The organism is Geodermatophilus sp. CPCC 206100 (assembly GCF_048569675.1).
Classification (GTDB): domain Bacteria; phylum Actinomycetota; class Actinomycetes; order Mycobacteriales; family Geodermatophilaceae; genus Geodermatophilus.
In genome coordinates this window covers 13507-27693 of the sequence record NZ_JAQISV010000061.1, presented here as the reverse complement: position 1 = coordinate 27693, position 14187 = coordinate 13507, and the positions used below count along the sequence as shown (strand labels likewise).

At 75.8% G+C, this 14187-nt stretch carries 15 protein-coding genes, 1 tRNA gene and 1 pseudogene; 6 read left to right on the top strand and 11 right to left on the bottom strand.

All coding sequences use genetic code 11. The features are described from left to right. Positions 1–263: 263 nt before the first annotated feature. The 3 genes from PGN05_RS22980 to PGN05_RS22970 all read right to left on the bottom strand — a co-directional run bounded on the left by PGN05_RS22980 (position 264) and on the right by PGN05_RS22970 (position 2124). Positions 264–623, bottom strand: coding sequence for a DUF3263 domain-containing protein (locus tag PGN05_RS22980; protein WP_419754902.1), 360 nt, complete (start codon positions 621–623; stop codon positions 264–266). A 91-nt stretch (positions 624–714) separates the two neighbouring features. Next, positions 715–1632: an EamA family transporter RarD gene (rarD, locus tag PGN05_RS22975; protein WP_419754901.1), complete on the bottom strand. Its 918-nt coding sequence runs from the start codon at positions 1630–1632 to the stop codon at positions 715–717. A gap of 60 nt (positions 1633–1692) precedes the next feature. Beyond that, positions 1693–2124 carry a CBS domain-containing protein gene (locus PGN05_RS22970; protein WP_419754900.1) on the bottom strand — a complete coding sequence of 144 codons (432 nt, stop codon included), beginning with the start codon at positions 2122–2124 and terminating at the stop codon, positions 1693–1695. A gap of 85 nt (positions 2125–2209) precedes the next feature. Between PGN05_RS22970 and PGN05_RS22965 the strand changes: the two genes are divergently transcribed. Continuing rightward, positions 2210–2623: a DUF5313 family protein gene (locus PGN05_RS22965; RefSeq protein ID WP_419754899.1), complete on the top strand. Its 414-nt coding sequence runs from the start codon at positions 2210–2212 to the stop codon at positions 2621–2623. 4 nt (positions 2624–2627) lie between these two features. Here the strand turns inward: PGN05_RS22965 and PGN05_RS22960 are convergent, their stop codons facing one another. The 3 genes from PGN05_RS22960 to PGN05_RS22950 form a co-directional block, all read right to left on the bottom strand. Further along, complete coding sequence (locus PGN05_RS22960; protein ID WP_419754898.1) at positions 2628–2837, bottom strand: dodecin; 210 nt, start codon at positions 2835–2837, stop codon at positions 2628–2630. 109 nt (positions 2838–2946) lie between these two features. Continuing rightward, positions 2947–3019, bottom strand: a tRNA-Thr gene (locus PGN05_RS22955). A gap of 139 nt (positions 3020–3158) precedes the next feature. After that, on the bottom strand, positions 3159–4184 hold the full coding sequence (locus tag PGN05_RS22950; RefSeq protein WP_419754897.1) for an AraC family transcriptional regulator: 1026 nt from the start codon (positions 4182–4184) through the stop codon (positions 3159–3161). Positions 4185–4865: 681 nt separating this feature from the next. On the opposite strand from PGN05_RS22950, the gene PGN05_RS22945 reads away from it, so the two are divergent. Further along, positions 4866–5201: a YnfA family protein gene (locus tag PGN05_RS22945; RefSeq protein ID WP_419754896.1), complete on the top strand. Its 336-nt coding sequence runs from the start codon at positions 4866–4868 to the stop codon at positions 5199–5201. 16 nt (positions 5202–5217) lie between these two features. On the opposite strand, the gene PGN05_RS22940 is transcribed toward PGN05_RS22945, so the two are convergent. Continuing rightward, positions 5218–5856 (bottom strand): hypothetical protein, encoded by a 639-nt coding sequence (locus tag PGN05_RS22940; RefSeq protein WP_419754895.1) that lies wholly within the window; start codon positions 5854–5856, stop codon positions 5218–5220. Positions 5857–6042: 186 nt separating this feature from the next. On the opposite strand from PGN05_RS22940, the gene PGN05_RS22935 reads away from it, so the two are divergent. The 4 genes from PGN05_RS22935 to PGN05_RS22920 all read left to right on the top strand — a co-directional run bounded on the left by PGN05_RS22935 (position 6043) and on the right by PGN05_RS22920 (position 10070). Beyond that, positions 6043–6936 carry a universal stress protein gene (locus PGN05_RS22935; RefSeq protein WP_419754894.1) on the top strand — a complete coding sequence of 298 codons (894 nt, stop codon included), beginning with the start codon at positions 6043–6045 and terminating at the stop codon, positions 6934–6936. Positions 6937–6984: 48 nt separating this feature from the next. Continuing rightward, entirely contained in the window at positions 6985–7236 is a 252-nt protein-coding gene (locus PGN05_RS22930) for an ABC transporter permease (protein WP_419754893.1), read from the top strand. A gap of 105 nt (positions 7237–7341) precedes the next feature. Continuing rightward, a complete protein-coding gene (locus PGN05_RS22925; protein WP_419754892.1) occupies positions 7342–8709 on the top strand; it encodes a trypsin-like peptidase domain-containing protein in 1368 nt (455 codons plus the stop codon). 80 nt (positions 8710–8789) lie between these two features. Beyond that, on the top strand, positions 8790–10070 hold the full coding sequence (locus PGN05_RS22920; RefSeq protein WP_419754891.1) for a DUF445 domain-containing protein: 1281 nt from the start codon (positions 8790–8792) through the stop codon (positions 10068–10070). 35 nt (positions 10071–10105) lie between these two features. Here PGN05_RS22920 and PGN05_RS22915 read toward each other — a convergent pair whose 3' ends face one another. The 4 genes and pseudogenes from PGN05_RS22915 to cysS form a co-directional block, all read right to left on the bottom strand. After that, positions 10106–11200: a hypothetical protein gene (locus PGN05_RS22915; protein WP_419754890.1), complete on the bottom strand. Its 1095-nt coding sequence runs from the start codon at positions 11198–11200 to the stop codon at positions 10106–10108. Next, positions 11197–11709, bottom strand: a pseudogene (locus PGN05_RS22910) (UGSC family (seleno)protein). The gene PGN05_RS22915 and the pseudogene PGN05_RS22910 overlap by 4 nt, the downstream one beginning before the upstream one ends. A 111-nt stretch (positions 11710–11820) precedes the next feature. Continuing rightward, positions 11821–12780 (bottom strand): 23S rRNA (guanosine(2251)-2'-O)-methyltransferase RlmB, encoded by a 960-nt coding sequence (rlmB, locus tag PGN05_RS22905; protein WP_419754903.1) that lies wholly within the window; start codon positions 12778–12780, stop codon positions 11821–11823. After that, complete coding sequence (gene cysS, locus PGN05_RS22900; RefSeq protein WP_419754889.1) at positions 12780–14180, bottom strand: cysteine--tRNA ligase; 1401 nt, start codon at positions 14178–14180, stop codon at positions 12780–12782. Before cysS ends, rlmB begins: the two co-directional genes overlap by 1 nt. Positions 14181–14187: the final 7 nt, after the last annotated feature.

The following is a 14187-nucleotide window of genomic DNA, read 5'->3' as shown; positions in this document are numbered from 1 at the left end:
GGGGGCGGCGGTCCGGGCGGGGACCGGCCGGACCGGGCGCGGAGGTGCCGGCCGGCGCCCCGGGTCCGCCGCCGCGTCGAGCAGGCCGTCCCGGCGGCGGTCGGCGCGGCTGCGGCCCGGCGTGGTCGGGTGGTCGCTCAGCTCCGGGCCGGCGAGGGCGGGCGCCGGGCCGTCGGTACGGCGACGTCCATGCGGAGCAGGGGTGTCCCCCCGGTCCGGTACGTCACTGCCTGACGCGGCGTGCCTGCCCACGGTGACCAAATCTAGACGGCGCCGCCCCCGTTGCCCAGCGAACGCGATGTTCGGCGTTGCCCCCGTGACGCACGCAGCCGGCGCAGCCGCCGGACCAGCAGCGGGTCGGCCGCGAGGGCCGCGGGCTGGTCGACCAGCGCGTTGAGCACCTGGTAGTACCGGGTCGGCGCGAGCCCGAAGCGGTCGCGGATCGCCGTCTCCTTGGCGCCGGGGCGCCGCCACCACTGCCGTTCGAAGGTGAGCATCTCGTGCTCGCGACGGGTCAGGCCGCCGGCGGGGGCCGGCGCCACCTCCGTCTCGGGCGGGGGTGGGGGCGGCGGGAGCACCTCGCCCCCCGGCGGGGAGACCGCGGGAGCTGGTTCGGCTGACATCGGACGTCCTTGTCTGTGCGTGCTGAGGACCCGACGGTAGTCCCGCCCACCGACATCCAGACAGCCCGCCGCAGCCGGCCGCGCGCGCCGCTCAGACCGGGGCGGGAGCGGCCTCCGCCGTCCTCCGGCGGGCGCCGGCGCGGGCCTGGCGGACGCTGTCGGCGGTGAACACGGCCAGGGCCACCCAGACGATGACGAAGCCGGCCAGGCGGGCCGCGGGCATGGGCTCGTGGTAGACGAACACGCCGATCGCCAGCTGCATCAGCGGGGTGAGGTACTGCAGCAGCCCGACCGTCGACAGCGGGATCCGCCGGGTCGCGGCGGCGAACATGAGCAGCGGGATGGCCGTCCCGAGGCCCGAGCCCACCAGCAGCAACAGGTGCCCGGTGCCGGCGCTGCCCGCGGTCCCCTCCCCCTGCGCGTGGAGGACGACGAGCACCGCCGCGGCGGGGAGGACCATGAGCGCCGTCTCGACGAACAACCCGGGCGCGGCCTCGACCCGCACCAGCTTCTTCATCAGCCCGTACAGGCCGAAGCTGGCCGCCAGGGAGAGCGCGATCCACGGCGGGCGCCCGTAGTCGATGGTCAGCACCAGGACGGCGACCGCGGCGATGCCGACCGCCACCCACTGCAGCGGCCGCAGCCGCTCGCGGAACACCACCACCCCGAGCAGGACGCTGACCAGTGGGTTGATGAAGTAGCCGAGCGAGGTCTCGACCACGTGCCCGGAGTTGACCCCGTAGACGAAGACGAGCCAGTTGATCCCGATGAGCAGCGCGGCGCCCAGGAGGACCAGCAGGGTCCGCCGGTCGGCGAACGCCGCACGCACGTGCGACCAGCGGCGGACGACGGTCAGCAGGACCGCGACGAACAGCAGGGACCACAGCACCCGGTGGGCCACGATCTCCAGCCCGCCGGCCGGCTCCAGCAGGGGGAAGTAGAGGGGGAACAGGCCCCAGAGGCCGTAGGCACCCAGGCCGAACGCCACCCCCGCGCGCCGCTCGTCCACCGCCGCACCGTACGCCCGCGCCCGGGGCGACCGTGAGCCCGGCTCACGAACCCCGGGACGTCAGGGGGTCTGGATGTAGTCGACGAGCTGCGCGCGCTCCTCCTCCAGCTGGTCCAGCCGGAACTTGACGACGTCGCCGATCGAGACGATGCCGACCAGGACGCCGCCGTCCACCACCGGCACGTGCCGCACCCGGCGGTCGGTCATCGTGCGGGCCAGCTCCTCCACCCCCGAGTCGGGCACGCAGGTGTGCACGTCGGCGGTCATGACGCTGGACACGGGGTCGGTGAGCAGAGCGGCGCCGCGCTCGTGCAGCGCCCGGACGACGTCCCGCTCGGAGACGATCCCCTCCACGGCCCGGCCGTCGCCGGAGACGACGAGCGCCCCGACGCCGTGCTCGGCGAGGAGGGCCAGCGCCGTGCGGATGTCGGCCGAGGCCGCCACGGTGGCCACCTCCGAGCCCTTGCGGCGGAGCACCTGACGGATGTGCACGGGATCTCCTTCCCTGGTGAGCGCGGGTGGAGTGTGCTCCGCCGCAGACCTCCCGGGCAACGGCGCGGAGGCATACCGTCGAGGGGTGCCCACCCGCCGGCCGGTCCCGCGGCGGCCCACCCCGCTGCAGTGGGTCTGGTACGCCCTCGGCGGCGGCCTGCCGCGGGAGCTCGCGCCGTGGGTCCTGGCCGACACGACCGGGCGCGGCTGGATCCGGCGGCACCTCACCCGCGCCGTCGTCCAGTTGCTCCCCGTGCTGGTGCTGTGCGTGGCCGTGGTGCCGGTCCCGCTGGTCTACCGGCTGTCGGCCGCGGTCGGCGGCCTGCTCATGGGCCTCATCTTCTCGATCGCCTTCATGACCGAGACCATCGAGCACCGGGTCGCCAAGGCCGGCTACCCGGCCGGCACGGCCGCCCGGCTGCGCGAGGAGCGCGCCGAGCGGGAGCGGGTGGAGCGCTCCTCCCCCTACCGCCGCGACGGCGCGGGCAGCTTCGACTGAGCGATCAGTCCTCGATGCGGAAGCCGATCCGCATGCGCACCTGGAAGTAGCCGACGTCCCCGTCGACCACCTGGCCGCGGATCTCCTTGGTCTCGAACCACTCGATGTGGCGGACCGTCTGCGCCGCCTTGCGGATCGCCATCCGGATGGCGTCGTCGACGCTCGTGGTGCTGCTGCCGACGATCTCGCTGAGCCTGTACACGTGGTCGCTCACGGCTGCCTCCCGGCCTCTGCCTCGGCCCCCGGCCGGGCACGGCCGGGCGTGCCCGAACGCTAGCGGCGACGCCGGTGCCCGACCACGCGAGCCAGGGGACGGACCGGAGAGCCGACGGGGGGACTCGAACCCCCAACCGCCCGATTACAAGTCGGGTGCGCTACCAGTTGCGCCACGCCGGCGGGACACGGGACCAGGTCCCGGTACGAGGATAGGGACACCCCTGGGACCGGCGGTGCGAACACCTCGAGTCGGTCGCGTCTCCCGACGCGCGTGCACGGTGGAGGCATCGTCGCGGCTCGCACGGGCGGCAGCCGCCGGTCAGGTCGGCACGGCGGGTCCGACCGTGGCCTCCCGCCAGGCGGTCGGGCTGACGCCGAACCGCCGGCGGAACCACCGGGAGAACGCGCTGGAGGCGGCGAAGCCCAGCCGGTCGGACACGTCGGAGATGGTGTAGCGGTCGCTGGCGAGGTAGCGCTCGGCCAGGCCGGCCCGGGCGTCGCCGACGATCGCGGCGAAGCTCTCCTGCCGTGCGGCGAGCAGGCGGTGCAGCGTGCGTGTGGTGACGCCGAGCGCGCGGGCGACCTGCGGCATGGTGCACCGCCGCAGCGGGAGCAGGGCCTGCACGAGCTCCCGGACCCGGTCGACGACGTCCCGGGTGTGCGGCGGCGGGAGCAGGCGCAGGAACTGTCGCGTGTACGTCAGGATCATGGGGTCGTCGGCGTCGGCCAGCGCGTTGGCGGAGTCCAGGTCGCGGGCGGAGAACACCACCCCGGTGAACTCGTGGCCGAACCGGAGAGCCGGACCGAGCAGGAGCCGGTACGGGGTCGGGTCCCGCGGCGGTGGGTGCGTGAAGCAGACCATCCGCGGCTGCCACTGCGGTTCCCGGAACCGGCGGACCAGGCCGATCAGGGCGGCAACGGCCAGTTCCTGCAGCTGCCGCGTCGGGGCCGGTTCACCGAGCTGCAGCCACCCCGCCATCGTGGCCAGACCGTCCGCCTCGGTGAGCGTGACCTGGATCGCCTCGTTGTAGCTGTGCTCGTACCGGATCAGCAGCTGCAACACGCTGCGTAGGTCGGGCTCCTCGCGCAGCACCACGCTCAAGGCCCCCACCGTCGACAACCGACGCAGCTGCGCCAGCTGCGGACCGAAGTCCTCCCGGCCGGACTCCGCGGCTGACCACTCCAGCAGGCGGGCGACCGCCACCGCCGGCACCCATCTGTCGGGGTCGGCCAGGTCAGCCGCCTCCAGCCCGACCCGGGCCAGCATCCGCCCCGCGTCCAGGCCGACGGACTCGGCCAGCCCGACGTACCCGTGCAGGGCCGCACAGCGCGCCGACGGACGCATGACCGCCACCTCCGCCAGAGGACCGAGCCAGGCTAGCGAAGCCACCGGGCGTCGGAGGTCGGCCGCGGCCGCCCCCGGAGTCTTCGACGGTCACGGATCCTGTCCCCGCCGGTACGGCGGGACGGGCGGAGGCGCGTGGACGCTTGCGGAGAGCTCGCCCACCGATGACGGAGATCGCCGTGCTGTCCCGCTCGACCGTGCGCCCCACCGGGATCGGGCGGGAGATCTCCTCGGGCGGTTCGCCGACCGCCCGACCCTTGCGACCGGGCACCACCCGTGACCACGCCGACCACCTGTTCTGCACGGCTCGCGCGACTGCGCCTGCCGGTGCTCCCGGAGCACCAGTACTCCGGATCCGCCGAGGAGAGAGATGTGAGTGATCGTGTGACGTGGGAGCGCTGCCCACGGTGCGGCGGCCTGGCGGCGGTGGGTTGGGCCGCTGTCACCGGGGCGGGGAGTGAGCCGGCCGCGGACGCTCTCGTGGAGTTCGACTGTCCCGCCGGGTGCCGACCCACGTCCGCCGAACTCGTGCACCTGGCAGCGCCCGATGAGGTCGGGGTTGCTGACGACCGCTCCGCACCGGAGTGTCGGACCGAGCCATGACGCCGCGTCGCATCCGGCCGGGAACGCGCGCGAGCACGAGGAACTGGCGTCCGGAGCCCACCTGACAGGCTGGCGACCATGACCGTCGCGCGCTCGATCGCCCTGTTCGTCCTGGCCGCGGTCGCGGAGATCGGCGGCGCCTGGCTGGTCTGGCAGGGCATCCGCGAGCAGCGGGGCTGGCTGTGGATCGGGCTGGGAGTGATCGCGCTCGGCGCGTACGGGTTCGTCGCGACCCTGCAGCCCGACGCCCACTTCGGCCGGATCCTGGCCGCCTACGGCGGCGTCTTCGTCGCGGGCAGCCTCGCCTGGGGCGTGGTCGCGGACGGCTTCCGGCCCGACCGCTACGACGTGGTCGGTGCCTTGATCTGCCTGCTGGGTGTCGCGGTGATCATGTACGCGCCGCGCTCGGCGTAGCCGTCGGGCCGGATCCTCAGGCGGCCGGGTCGCCGTGGCGCAGGTGCCCGGCCGGGTCGCTGCCCGGCAGCGGCGTGCCGGCCAGCCAGCGAGCGAAGCCGACCGGGTCCCGGCGCTCCAGCTCGTCGAGGGTCTCCTGGCGGCGGGCGACGATGGCCTGCCGGGTGGGCGGGTCCAGCCGGCCGGCCAGCGCCTCGGTCGTGCGCACCCACTCCCGCCCCAGGTCCCCGGTCGTCATCCCCGACACCGAGGGCAGCGGGCCGGGCCGGGACGCCGTCGCCGGCAGGGTCGGGAGCACCCGGCCCGACGGCGTCCGCCCGGCGCGGACCGACCAGGCCGCCACCACGGCGGCGGCCCCCGCGGCGCCCACGAGGAGGCTCAGCAGCGCTCCACCGATCACCGCGGCGCCCGAGAGCACCAGCAACACGCTCACCGTGCCCGCGGAGGCCTTCCACGCGGCGTCCACCGTGGCCCTGCGGTCCTGGTGGGACTCCCGGGCGACGCCCCCCGCCAGGGCACCGGCGACGAGCCCGGCCAGCCCGATGGCGACCATCCCGCTCGGCGGCAGGGCGAGGCCGCCGACGAGGGCCGTCAGCCCGCCGACCAGGAGGCCGATGCCGAGGAGGACACGGGCGAGGAGTCCGCGGTGGGGCACGGGGCAGCCTCCAGGAACGGGCCGGGTACGAGGCGGGACGTCGGCGCGACGGCGTCCCGCGCAGCCCCTACCCAGGCGGCAGGCTGCTTGCACACACCGTGGTCGCGCGGGGGTCTTCCCTGGGACGGCCCGGACGAGGACGCTCGGGGCATCCGCACGGGGGCGAGCCACGTTCCGGAGGTGCCCGTGTCCACCACGACCCCCACGACCGCCAGCGCCCTGCCGCAGCAGCGCCCGGAGGAGGGCGGCCCGCCCGTCCTGGTCGGTGCCGATGGCAGCGACTGCGGGCTGCGCGCGGTCCGCTGGGCCGCCGAGGAGGCCGCGCGGCGGGGAGCGCCCCTGCGGATCGTGCACGCCTCGTCCAACCTGGGCCGGCGGGGTGTCGCGGGCGCCTCGGCCCCCGAGCTGCCGCAGGCGCGCGGCATCACGGCCCAGGCCTACACCGTCGCCCGGCACACCGCGCCGACGGTGGCCGCGTCGACCGACGTCGTCGGCGGCGACCCGGTGACGGCGCTGCTGCGCGCCGCGGAGGACGCGCAGCTCGTCGTCCTGGGCATCTCCACCACCGGCGCCGCGGACGAGATGGTGCTGGCCTCGGTGGCCCAGAAGGTCGCCGCCCGCTCGCCGCGCCCGGTCGTCGTCGTTCCGAGGCAGCGCGGCGCCGCCGGCGGCACCCGGCCGCACGTCGCCGTCCTGGGCCTCGGCGACCCCGGGGACGACGAGCCGGTCGCCGTCTTCGCCGCCCAGGAGGCGATGCGCTCGGGCATGCCGCTCACCGTGCTGCACAGCAAGGACGGCGCGGGCTGGACGGCCGACGCCGACGCCTGGACCGAGCGCTTCCCGGACCTCCGGGCGTCCCACCAGCGGCTCGCCCACGCCACCGGCGGCGGGGTGCTCGCCGCCGCCTGCCCCACGCCCCTGCTGTCGCTGAGCGTGGGCCACGGCGGGCTGCTGCACCGCCCCCTCGACGGGCTGCACCGCTGGCTGATGCGGCACTGCACGTCGACCATGGCGTTCCTGCCGTCGGTGCACCGGATGACCGGCCGGGAGTCGCGCGAGGAGGTCGGCGCCGTCGGCTGACCGGCGCGCCGCCGGGCCACCCCGGCCCACCGGGCAGGATCGGCGCCCGTGGGCTCGTCCGTCGTCGACCTCGGTCCGCGCCTGGCCGTCGTGCTCGGCGCGCTCACCGTCGTGGCGGCGGTCGCCGGCCGGGTGCCCGGCGCCTTCGTCGGGGTGCTCCTGGGCGGGGGCAGCCCGCTGGAGGCCGGCGCCGCCCAGCTGTTGGTGCTGGTCGGCCTGCTGGCCACCCAGGTGGTCGCGGTGTGGGCGGTGGTCGAGCTGGTCGCCCGCGGACGGCTGCTGACCGACGTCCCCGCCTGACGCGTCCAGCGACCTCACAGCGAGCCGTCAGCCTCGGGGCAGCGGGCCGACCGACAGTCGTCGTCGTGGGCAGCGGACCGCTGCCCGTGGAGGAGGACTCGGACAGTGAGTGACCACGGCATCCCGCGCCCGGCGACCGGCTCCTGGCCGCCGCCGGAATGGCAGCGGCCGGCACCCGGGCAGCCGGCGGCCGGGCACCCGGCAGCGACGCCCCCGGAGCAGCCCCCCGGGGCCCCCGGCCAGCAGCCGCTCGGCCAGCAGCTCCCCGGCCCGGCCGGACCGGCCCCGCAGCACCTCTACCCCGGCGCCGCCCCCTACCCCGGCACCGCCCCCTTCCCCGGCGCGATGCCGGTGCCGCCGGCCGGCCGCCGGACCGGCCGGCTCCGCATGGGCGTGGCCGGCCTGCTGGCCGGCGCCCTCATCGGCGGCGGCGCCGGAGCGGGCGTGGTCGTGCTCGCCGACGGCTCCGACCCGATCGGCGGCGGCACCGTCGCCGCCCAGAACGTGACGATCACCGACCCGGAGACCGCCACCGCGGTCACCGCCGCCGCGGCGAAGGCGGCCCCCAGCGTGGTCACCGTCTACGTCACCGGCGCCTCCGGCTCGGGAAGCGGCTCGGGCGTCGTCCTCACCGGCAACGGCTACGTCCTGACCAACAACCACGTCGTGAGCCTCGACGGCCAGGGCGGCTCGGCCTCGGTGTCGGTCCGCACCAGCGACGGCGCGCTGCACGACGCGACCGTCGTCGGCACCGACCCGGTCTACGACGTCGCGGTCCTGAAGGTGGACGGCGTCTCGAACCTGACCCCCGCCACCTTCGCCGACTCGGACGAGGTGCAGGTCGGGGACCTGGCGGTCGCCATCGGCGCCCCGCTGGGCCTGTCGGACACCGTCACCGACGGGATCATCAGCGCCAAGGGCCGGGCCGTGGCCACCGGCTCCACGCAGGACGACGCCACGGTGATCGACGCGCTGCAGACCGACGCCGCCATCAACCCCGGCAACTCCGGCGGCGCCCTGGTCAACGGTGCCGGCGAGGTGGTCGGCATCAACACCGCGATCGCCACGGTCGCCACCGGCGGGCCCGGCGGGCAGTCCGAGAGCGGCAGCATCGGGGTCGGCTTCGCGATCCCGGGCAACACCGCGCAGCGGATCGCCGAGGAGATCATCGACACCGGCTCGGCGCAGACGACCTACCTCGGGGTCAGCGCCCAGGTCGCCGCGGCCGACGGCAACGCCTCGATCGGCACCGGGGCCCAGGTGGTCCAGGTGGTGCCCGGCTCACCCGCGGCCGACGCCGGGCTGCAGGTCGGCGACGTCATCACCGCCGTGGGCGACCGCGTGGTGACCACCTCGACCGAGCTGACCGCGGCGGTCCGCAGCGCGACCCCGGGCGACCAGGTGGCGCTCACCGTGCGGCGCGGGACCGGGTCCACGCAGGTCGAGGTCACGCTGGGCGCCACCACCGGCTGACCCGGCCCTGCCCCCTGCGGAGGCCCGCGGCGAGCGGGCGAGCCGTGGGGGGCAGGGGCCGCTTCTCTAGGCTCGGTCGGGTGCCGGCACCCAGCCCGACCGCGCCCCTGGCCGCCTCCCTCGACGACCCCGCCCGCGCCCGGGACCTCGCCCGGATGAAGAGGCTGGCGACCGGCCTGTTCGCGGTCGCCGCCGCCGTCTTCCTGGCCTGCGTGCTGATCGGCCCGGACGCCGGCGCCTGGGTCGGCTACGTGCGCGCCACCGCGGAGGCGTCCATGGTGGGCGCCCTGGCGGACTGGTTCGCCGTCACCGCGCTGTTCCGGCACCCGCTGCGGCTGCCGATCCCGCACACCGCGATCATCCCGCGGAAGAAGGACCAGATCGGGGCCAGCCTGGGCAGCTTCGTCCAGGAGAACTTCCTGACCCGCGCGGTGGTCGAGGAGAAGCTGGGCACCGTCGACGTGCCGGGGCGGCTCGGCGCCTTCCTCGCCGCCCCCGGCCGGCCCGAGCGGCTGGCCGGGGACGCCGCCGCGCTGCTGCACACCGTCGCCGAGCTGCTCCGCGACGACGACCTGCAGCCGGCGGTCGCCGCGCTGGTCGACCGCAAGCTGCACGCCACCCCCGCCGCGCCGGTCGTGGCGCGGGCGCTGGAGCTGGTCGTCGAGGGCGAGCGGCACCAGGAGGTGCTGTCCGCGGCGCTGCAGGGGCTGGCGCGCTTCCTCGAGGACAACCGGGTGGTGTTCCGCGCCCAGCTGGGCGACGCGTCGCCGGCCTGGGTGCCCGACTGGGTCGACGACCGGGTCTTCGACCGGGCGTTCACCGCCGTGCAGGAGTTCCTCGTCGAGGTGGGCGAGGACCCCGGGCACGAGCTGCGCCGGGTGTACGACGCCCGGCTGCGGGCCTACGTGCACGCGCTGCGCACCGACCCGGAGACCTCGGCGCACGTCGAGGAGCTGAAGAAGGAGCTGCTCGAGCACCCCGCCGTCCGGACCTGGTCCGGCTCGCTGTGGACCAACCTCAAGAACGGCGTCCTCGCCGCCGCCGCCGACCCCGACTCCGCGTTGCGCACCCGCGTGGCCGAGCTGATCCGGGACGGCGCGCGGCTGCTGCAGACCGATCAGCGGGTGCGGGACCTGGTGCAGCGGCACGCGCACAACGCCGCCGGGTACCTCGTCGAGCGGTTCTCCGGCGACCTGGCCGACCTCGTCGGTGGCACGGTCGCCCGCTGGGACACCGAGGAGACCAGCCGGCGGATCGAGCTGCAGGTGGGCCGGGACCTGCAGTGGATCCGCGTCAATGGCACGGTGGTCGGCGGGCTGGCCGGGCTGGTGATCTACACCGTCGCCCAGCTCCTCGGCTGAGCCGGAGGAGGGCGCGGGATGCGCGCCTTCCTCTCTCAGCGACGGACGACGGCGCAGCCGGGCGTGCGGGGCGGGAAGCCCAGCGTGTGCGCCACCGTCGTCACCCCGGCGTTGGCCGCCCCGGCCACCACGACCACCACGTCGTCGGGCGACTGGAGCAGCGTCACCAGCTCGTCGTCGGGCACCCCGGCGTCGTCGGCCTCCTCGGCGGCCAGCACCGTGCCCGCCTGCGGCCGCGCGGCGGCCGCGAGGGACAGCGCGCCGCCGCGACCCGCGCGCCGCAGGTCGCCGGCCGTCCGGGCGCTGTGCTCGACGAGGTACTCCTTGACGTCCTGCTTGGTGAACCCCTGCCGGGCCAGCAGCTGCGCGTGCTCGGGACCGACGAGGACCCCGACCCGCCGGTAGCGCCGCGCGGTCATCGCGCCGATGCGGGCGCAGGTGTCGGCGACGTCGTTGAGCACCTCGCGCGCGTCGCCGGTGTTGCGGTTGTCGACGTACTCGGTGCTGCGGGTGTGCATCGCGGAGACGGTGCTGACGTCGGGCGCGTGCCCGAGCTCGACGTGCAGCGGCTCCCAGGGGCTCTCCTCCTCGTTCTCCGCGAGGCACAGGCTGTACTTGCCCGGCGTCCCCTGGGTCGCCTGGTCGAGCTCGTGCGGGCGGATGCCGTAGGCGTTCATGATGATCAGCCGCAGCGCCCGGCCCACGGTGGCGTTGGCCCGGAAGCCGGGGCCGAGCACGTTGCCCTTCGCGTTGAAGCCGAGCTCCTGCCGCACGGGTCCGTTGACGACGAGCAGCGGGCCGCCGCCGGTGGTGCTCTGCCAGCCGCCGTTGCCCGGCCAGCCCTCGTCGACGACCGCCTCGAGGGCGGCCAGCACGACCGGGAAGTACTCGGGCCGGCAGCCGGCCATGGCGGCGTTGACCGCGGCCACCTCCACGGTGCAGCCGCGCTTGACCTGCCGCATCGTCCAGAGGTCCTCGCCCGGCGACCGGTCGGTGTGGGCGAGGAACTGCTGCACCAGGCTCGGGACGGGCGGGACGACGGGCAACCCGTCGGTCCAGCCACGGTCGTGGCACTCCTCGATCGCGGCGATGAGGTCCTCGGGCGTGAGCGTCCGCTCCACGTCGGTCACGCCTCCCCCCGGAGGATCTCGAGGACCTGCGGGGCGGCGAGCTCGGCGACCGCCCGGACGCCCTTCGGGTCGAGGCTGCTCACCGGGTGCGGGACGACGGCGTAGCGGTATCCCGGGGCGCCCTGGATGCGGGCCATGGCGTCGGCCGCCGGCCGCAGGGCGTCGGTGCAGATGGCAGCGGACGGGACGCCGCGCTGCTCCATGAGAATGGTGTCGGCCACACTGGCCGCGCTGCAGGAGCCCTAATCGCCGACGGCCTGGATGACCAGGTCGCAGCCGGAGGCGATCTCGTCGAGCAGCTCCTCCGACGCCGGCAGCGTGGTCGGCACCGTCCGCCAGGTGACCTGCGCGGGGGCGAGCTCGGGCTCGACGAGGGTGATGACCTCCTCCAGCAGCCGGCGGGCGTTGTTCTTGCCGTTGTCCATGAGGACCAGGCGCAGGCCGCGCAGGTCGGCCGGCCGCTCGGCCAGGGCGACGGACGCGCCGGCCGGCTGCACCGTCGGGTCCATGAGGGGGAACGTGGACATGGGGTCTCCCGGGGTTGGCGTGGGTCCGACCCTGGTACCCAGCGGCGCCGCCCGGACCCCGGGTTTCCGTGGCACGGGAGAGCCGTGCCGACCTCAGCGGCGGGCGGAGGCGGCGGCGTAGAGCGCGATGCCGGCGGCGACGCTCACGTTGAGCGACTCGGTGTCCCGCTCGATCGGGATGCGGACGACGACGTCGCAGCGCTCCCGCACCAGCCGGGACAGCCCCGCCCCCTCGGCGCCGACCACCAGCGCCACCGGGTCGGCGAAGCCGTCGAAGTCGTGGACGTCGATGTCGCCGTCCCCGGCCAGCCCGACGGTCATCAGCCCCGCGTCCTGGTAGGTCGCCAGCGCCCGGGCCAGGTTCACCGCCCGCGCGACCGGCACCCGCGCCGCCGCACCCGCGCTGGTGCGCCACGCCGAGGCGGTCATGCCGACCGCCCGCCGCTGCGGCACCACGACGCCGTGCGCGTCGAAGGCGGCCGCCGAGCGGACGACGGCGCCGAGGTTGCGCGGATCGGTCACCCCGTCCATCGCCACGACCAGCGGCGGGCGGCCCGAGTTGCGGGCGAGGTCGAGCAGGTCCTCGGGGTGGGCGTACTGGTAGGGCGGCACCTGCAGCCCGATCCCCTGGTGCAGCGCCCCGCCCGACATCCGGTCGAACTCGGCCTTGCCGACCTCCAGCAGCGGCAGCCCGCGGTCGTTGGCCAGGTGCAGGGCCTCGGTGATCCGCTCGTCGGTCGCCCCGCGCGGGTCGCCGGTGACCACGTACAGCGCGGTCGCCGGGATCCGCGCGCGCAACGCCTCCACGACCGGGTTGCGCCCCAGCAGCAGCTCCGGGGTCTCCTCGGCGCGCTGGCGGCTGCGGTCGCGCTCGGTCCGCCGCCGCGCGTCGGCCTGGGCCCGACGCTGCGCCGGGTGCCCCGGGCGCGCCTCGGCCGGCGGGGTCGCCCCGCGCCCGGCCAGCGCCCGGCGGCCCTTGCCGCCGGTGCCGGCGCTCGCGCTCTTCTTGCCGGCGCCGCTGGTGCGGCCCCGTCGCTGGCTGTTGCCGGCCATCAGCGGCTCAGCTCCCATCGAGGTCCCTGCGGAGTGTCCTCCACCTGCACGCCCAGCTCGGCGAGCTGGTCGCGGATCGCGTCGGCCGCGGCGAAGTCCTTGCGCGCCCGGGCGGCCTGCCGCTGGTCGAGCGCCAGGGTGACCAGCCCGTCGGTGACCTCACCGAGCCGGGCGTCGCCGTGGGTGGTCCAGTGCGGGTCGAGCGGGTCCAGGCCCAGGACGCCGAGCATGGCCCGCACCGAGCCCAGTGCCGCTGCCGCGGCGTCGTCGTCGCCGGCCGCCAGCGCGGAGTTGCCCTGCCGCACGGCCTCGTGCACGACGGCGACCGCGGCCGGAGTGCCCAGGTCGTCGTCGAGGGCCGCGGTGAACTCCGGCGCGAGCTCCGGCTTCCCGGCGTCGGCCCCCACCCGCTCGGCCGCGCGGGTCACGAACGACTCCAGCCGCCGGTACGCGGCCCCGGCCTCGTCCAGCGCGGCCTCGGTGAACTCCACCGTCGACCGGTAGTGCGGGGCGACCAGGTAGTACCGCAGCTCGACCGGCCGCACCCGCTTGACCACCTCGTCGACCAGCGCGGTGTTGCCCAGCGACTTGCTCATCTTCTCGCCGCCGAGCGTCACCCAGCCGTTGTGCAGCCAGTACCGCGCGAAGCCGTCCCCGGCGGCCTGCGACTGCGCGCGCTCGTTCTCGTGGTGCGGGAACCGCAGGTCCAGCCCGCCGCCGTGCAGGTCGAACTCGGCGCCGAGGTACCGCCCCGCCATGGCCGAGCACTCCAGGTGCCAGCCGGGCCGGCCCCGGCCCCACGGCGTGGCCCAGGACGCGGTCTCCGGCTCGCCCGCCTTGGCGGCCTTCCACAGCGCGAAGTCGCGCGGGTCGCGCTTGCGGTCGTCGCTGTCGGTGTCGGCGGCCGGCAGCAGGTCGTCGACCCGCTGCCCGGTGAGCTCGCCGTAGGCGGGGAAGGAGCGGACGTCGAAGTAGACGTCGCCGTCGATGGCGTAGGCGTGCCCGCTCTCCACCAGCCGCGCCATCAGCGCGACCATGTCCGGCACGTGCCCGGTGGCGCGCGGCTCGTAGGTGGGCGGCAGCACGCCGAGGACGTCGTAGGCGCGGGTGACGGCCAGCTCGTTGGTGTAGGCCCAGGCCCACCACGGGACGCCGGCGTCGGCGGCCTTGGCGAGGATCTTGTCGTCGATGTCGGTGACGTTGCGGACGTAGGTGACCTCGGACCCGCTCGCGGTCAGCCACCGGCGCAGCACGTCGAAGGCGAGCGCCGAGCGCACGTGACCCACGTGCGGCGGGCCCTGGACGGTGAGTCCGCAGACGTACACGGAGGCCTGCCCGGCACGCAGCGGCGTGAAGTCGCGGACCGCACGGGCGGCCGTGTCGTACAGGCGGAGGCTCACCGCCAGG

Bases quoted from the DNA above. Each gene is read 5' to 3' on its own strand.
- PGN05_RS22980 (WP_419754902.1), bottom strand. From the start codon at position 623: ATGTCAGCCGAACCAGCTCCCGCGGTCTCCCCGCCGGGGGGCGAGGTG.
- PGN05_RS22950 (WP_419754897.1), bottom strand. From the start codon at position 4,184: ATGCGTCCGTCGGCGCGCTGTGCGGCCCTGCACGGGTACGTCGGGCTG.
- PGN05_RS22945 (WP_419754896.1), top strand. From the start codon at position 4,866: ATGACCGTCGCGCGCTCGATCGCCCTGTTCGTCCTGGCCGCGGTCGCG.
- rlmB (WP_419754903.1), bottom strand. From the start codon at position 12,780: ATGGCCGGCAACAGCCAGCGACGGGGCCGCACCAGCGGCGCCGGCAAG.